We start from the raw sequence: 4,853 nt of genomic DNA on the forward strand, positions 1-4,853 counted from the left end.
ACACTGCTTACATTGATACTTTTGTTTAGCCTGCTTATTCATACCAAACTTGTATAGTTTATCAGAATTACAGCGTGGGCATTTTATATTAGTTTTGCTCATTGTTCTTCTCTCCTTTTCGAAGGGGGTATTATTTAGTATCGCAAACCTATTGTATTTCCTTGGGCTGAGAAGAGCAATGTTCATATAACTTAACAGATCGAATATACAAATTAGGAGGACATTATGAACTCAAAAACTAAAAATAATAACTCTAATAAACTAGCTATACACATGGCAATAGCTCTTATAATTGGATTAATAGCAGGTACTGGCTTTCTTTTATTAAGAGAAAACTTAATAGCAAGTGGAAATGCTGGATTATGGCAAACTATAAATAAAATATTATTCCAAGATATAAGTGTTGAAGGTGCTAATGATGCTATAGGTATATTCTATATACTTGGTCAACTTTTTGTTAACTCACTTCAATTAGTAATAGTACCAATGGTATTTACATCAATAGCATTAGCTATGTGTAGAATTACCGATACTAAAAAGCTTGGAAGAATTTCTTATAAGACTATATTAGGATTCTTAGCGACATCTGTTTTTGCTTTAGTACTTGCTGGTATATTTGGTATAACAGCTCACAAATTAAGATTCTTTAACGTAAGTATTGAAAACATAGCTTCTCAAACTGGTTCAACAGGAAGCAATCCATTACTAGTTTTAGTACAAACTATACCAAATAACATTGCATCAGTATTCACTCAAAATGGAAGAATACTTTCAATAGTATTCTTAGCAGTTGTAACTGGACTTTGCTTAAATAAATTAGAAGATAAAATTCAAGTATTAAAAAAATTATTAGAAGATGTAAATAATATAATAACTTTATTCTTATCATTTGTAATAACTAAGTTTGGTCCTATAGCTATATTCGTTCTTATAACAAGAACATTTGCAATATATGGTGTAGAACACTTAAAGCCAGCTTTAGCTTACGTAGTGACTGTTGTAGTTGCATTATTAATATTCTTAGTATTCGGATATGCCCTATTTATATTAATAGCTGCTAGATTAAATCCAGTTATATTTGTTAAGAAAATTTCTAAAGTTGCTTTATTTGGATTCTCAACTTCTTCATCAGATTCATCTTTACCTTTAAATACAAAGACAACTGTTGAAGAACTAGGAGTAAGTGAAGAAATAGCTTCATTTACATTACCTCTAGGAATGACTATAAACATGAACGGAACTGCAATAATGCAAGTTATAGCTGCAATATTCATAGCATCAAGTGCTGGATATGATATAACAATTGGTAACATAGCAATAATATCATTATTAGCTCTTATAGCTTCTATAGGTACACCTGCTGCCCCTGGTGCTGGAGCAATAATACTATTTACAGTATTAACAGGAATGGGATATCAAAACGATGCTGCATTACTTGCATATTCACTAATATTAGCTATAAACAGACCAGTAGAAATGCTAGTAACTTCACTAAATGTAGTCGGAGATGCTGCAACAGCAGTAGTAGTAGCTAAATCAGAAAATGCCTTAGATGAAGATATTTATAATAGCACAGAAGCTGTTTTAGAAAATGCATAATAATTAAATAATTAATAAAAAATCACTTCTATTTAAAATAGAAGTGATTTTTTTATATTTTAAAGTATATTTTAGGGGTATACTCTAAAAAAGCTTTCCTAAACTTTATATATTATTCTGATATAGCATTTTTAGCTGCATTTTCACCTGCTAATCTACCTGATGTATATGCAAATCCTAAAGTACCACCTTCAAACATTACATAATTATTACCATATAATCCACCTGCATCAGCCCCAGCAACCCAAAGATTTTCTATTGGATTTCCTTCTTCATCTACAGCTTGGATATTTTCATTTATCTTAACTCCACCTAGGGTTCCTAAACATCTTAAATCAACTTTAACAGCATAGAAAGTACCTTCTTCTAAAGAATACATATATTTAGACTCTTTATAGAATTGAGTGTCTTTACCGTTTTTGCACATTTCATTATAGTTATTAACTTCCTCAACTAAATATGGAGCATTGATTAATTCAGCTAGTTTTTCAATAGAATCAGCTTGAAATGCTACACCACACTTTACTGCATCTTCAATTGTTGAACTATAATCATAAGGAGTTCTATTAGTTTCACACATAGCATCTAAATCTTTAACATGTCCAGCTTCTTGATATGTTAAACCTTGCCCATATAAATGTCCCCATCTGTCAGCAAATACTTCTGCAAGACCTTTTTAAGCTACTTCATTTATTATTGAATCATTTAGTATTATATACATGTCTCCATCTGGTTGATTATACATATATGTTCCTAATGCAGCACTTTCATAAGCTTCTTCTTCATTACAGAATCTTTCCCCTCTATTATTTACGAATAAAAGAGGATTACGTACAAGTTCTGTCAATTTTGATGAGTTTTCCATTTGTTTTGCTTCTGGACCATATTTCATTCCAAACCATTGAGCAACTTCTATCCCCTCTTCAGCAGCACCAGCACTCCATGCCATATTTAATCCATCACCAGTAGCAGTTCCAATAAGTCCTGTCCCAGCTTTTTCCCCAAATACCTCTGCCATCATTTCAGCATTTCCACCGAACCCACCTGTTGCTAATATTACTGATTTAGCATTTATTTTTAGTGTAGTTCCATCAGCTTTTTTAGCTATAACTCCAGCAACTTTATTATCTTTATCAAATATTAATTCTTCTCCTGGAGTTTCATATAAAACTTGTCCCCCATTATCTACAACTTTATCATGTAAAGTTTGTATAGCTACTGATCCACCATCTTGATAATAGTGAATAGTTGAAGGCATTCCTACGTGAGCATATTGGGCTCCCGCACCTGAATCCATAAGTAATAAGTTAACACCATTTTCCTCTAAGTAATTAACTGTTTTACCTGCTTCATCTATTATCTTAGTTATAAGTCTGCTATTAGCATAATAACTACTATCTTTTACATACTGTTCGTATAGCCATTCTTTATCTACTTCTTTACCAGCCTCTTTTTGTTGGTTACTATCTGCTGCAAATAATCCCCCAGCCATAGTCCCTGCTCCACTTACAGTACCAGCCTTCTCTAAAAGTATTACTGATGCTCCATTATTAACTGCTGCTAAAGCTGCCAATGAACCTGAAGCTCCAGCCCCTACAACTACAACATCTGTTTCAATTTCTTCAACCTTATTTTCAGATTCTGATTCTGTTTTCGTTTTTAAAACATCAATATTTCCTCCTGCTTCAGTAGCACATTTTTCAACTGCTTCTAATAAAGCATTAGAAGAGTTTGTCGCTCCTGATACAACATCGACAGCCAAAGTTTGTCCGTCAACTATTTGTGATATAACCTTATCCATAGCTATATCACCTAATCCTTCAGTTTCTTTACTTTCGATAACAGAAATTCCTACTATGCTACTTTCATTAAATTCAACCTCTACTGTTATGTCTCCATTATTTCCTGTAGCGATAGCAGTATATTTTCCTGATTTATATGTATTTGAACTACTATCTGTTCCACCACCATTTGTATTAGTATTACTACATCCAACCACACTTAGTCCCATGACTATAGATAACACTAAAGCTGCAATCTTTTTCATTTAAAATCTCCCCCATACTATAATTTTCTTTACAAGGAAATTTTAAACTAATGTGTTAGACACTAGTCAATAACTTTGTTAAATTTTATTCATTGTATAGGTATCCAAAATATATAATGTACTTCTCTGCAATTTATCTTTTTATTAAAAGAATCTATTCCAGCCTCTAGAAACATATCTCCAACTACTTTTAATTTTTTTCTCTTAACCTCATTAACTACTTCCTCTAACGCTTCAATGCTAGATCCATTATAAGGTTTAGCTACAAAATATCTATAGCATTTTTGAGGCTTAATATACTCAACAGGATATGTACAGTTAATACCTATGTTATTAGCAGTATCTTCACCTATGACTAATCCCCATTGGTAATTTATTGATTTCTCATTAGTAAAATAATCTTTAGGAACCTTTAAAGCCTTTGTAACAAAAGGAAAATATTCAATCCATTCCTTAATTCTTTCCTTAGTAATTTCATCTTGGTCAAATTCAGCATTTTCAGTTTGCTTCAAAAAATAGAACCCTGGTGAAATCACTATAGCTATTTTATCTTCGCATTTTTTAAAAAGCTCGCACTGTTCTTTTAATTCAATAATTCTCTTATTCATACTATTCAATTTTATTATCTCTTTCTCAATATCCTTAGCTTTATTATCTAATGTTGCTTGTATTTCTTCCAAAGAATATTCATTCATAATCTTAGCAGAATCCCTAATTGTGAATCCCATATTTCCAAATCTTTTACTAGCCAAAATACGCTCACCATGTTGAATTGTATAAAATCTATACTTACAATCCTGTTCCTTAATAGGATTAATTATTCCATACTTCTCATAATGTTTAACCAAATCTACAGTTACTCCCATTTCCTCAGAAAACTCTTTAATCTTATACCTTTTTCTTATTGTCATATTATCTCCTATTTTGCAAATACTCTCGTTTATAATATAACAATTATATTATATACTAACTAATTTTCAAATATTAATCTTTTATAATCAGTTAAAATATAAGGGGCTGTCTCTGAAATGATTTTTAAAATCATTTCAGTAGACGGTCTTTTTATTTTTTATTCATATATTTATATGAAATTATTTCTAAATGAACAAGTTTTTTGACACGACAAATAGGAGGTTATAAGCCTCCTATTCTCTGTAAAAATATACCTTTACGCTATTTTCTTTTCATGCAATAATATACCATTTCT

5 protein-coding genes are annotated in these 4,853 nt (G+C 31.1%); 1 reads left to right on the plus strand and 4 read right to left on the minus strand.

Translation table 11 applies throughout. The features are described 5' to 3' along the window. On the minus strand, positions 1-102 hold a 102-nt coding region (locus tag H8S10_RS17620), incomplete at its 3' end, for an IS1 family transposase (protein WP_347707662.1). Between the two features lie 123 nt (positions 103-225). On the opposite strand from H8S10_RS17620, the gene H8S10_RS17625 reads away from it, so the two are divergent. After that, a complete protein-coding gene (locus H8S10_RS17625; protein WP_243175907.1) occupies positions 226-1,599 on the plus strand; it encodes a dicarboxylate/amino acid:cation symporter in 1,374 nt (457 codons plus the stop codon). Positions 1,600-1,711: 112 nt separating this feature from the next. On the opposite strand, the gene H8S10_RS17630 is transcribed toward H8S10_RS17625, so the two are convergent. From H8S10_RS17630 to H8S10_RS17640, 3 genes are all read right to left on the minus strand, one after another. Continuing rightward, positions 1,712-2,179, minus strand: a complete 468-nt coding sequence (locus H8S10_RS17630) for an FAD-binding protein (RefSeq protein ID WP_186839725.1) — start codon at positions 2,177-2,179, stop codon at positions 1,712-1,714. A 96-nt stretch (positions 2,180-2,275) separates the two neighbouring features. Then, positions 2,276-3,646, minus strand: a complete 1,371-nt coding sequence (locus H8S10_RS17635) for an FAD-dependent oxidoreductase (RefSeq protein ID WP_186839726.1) — start codon at positions 3,644-3,646, stop codon at positions 2,276-2,278. Positions 3,647-3,735: 89 nt separating this feature from the next. Continuing rightward, positions 3,736-4,557, minus strand: a complete 822-nt coding sequence (locus tag H8S10_RS17640) for a MerR family transcriptional regulator (protein WP_186839727.1) — start codon at positions 4,555-4,557, stop codon at positions 3,736-3,738. Positions 4,558-4,853: the final 296 nt, after the last annotated feature.

Source organism: Clostridium sp. NSJ-49, from assembly GCF_014287725.1.
GTDB classification, from domain to species: Bacteria; Bacillota; Clostridia; order Clostridiales; family Clostridiaceae; genus Clostridium; species Clostridium disporicum_B.

Bases quoted from the DNA above. Each gene is read 5' to 3' on its own strand.
- H8S10_RS17630 (WP_186839725.1), bottom strand. From the start codon at position 2,179: ATGTGTGAAACTAATAGAACTCCTTATGATTATAGTTCAACAATTGAA.
- H8S10_RS17625 (WP_243175907.1), top strand. From the start codon at position 226: ATGAACTCAAAAACTAAAAATAATAACTCTAATAAACTAGCTATACAC.
- H8S10_RS17640 (WP_186839727.1), bottom strand. From the start codon at position 4,557: ATGACAATAAGAAAAAGGTATAAGATTAAAGAGTTTTCTGAGGAAATG.
- H8S10_RS17635 (WP_186839726.1), bottom strand. From the start codon at position 3,646: ATGAAAAAGATTGCAGCTTTAGTGTTATCTATAGTCATGGGACTAAGT.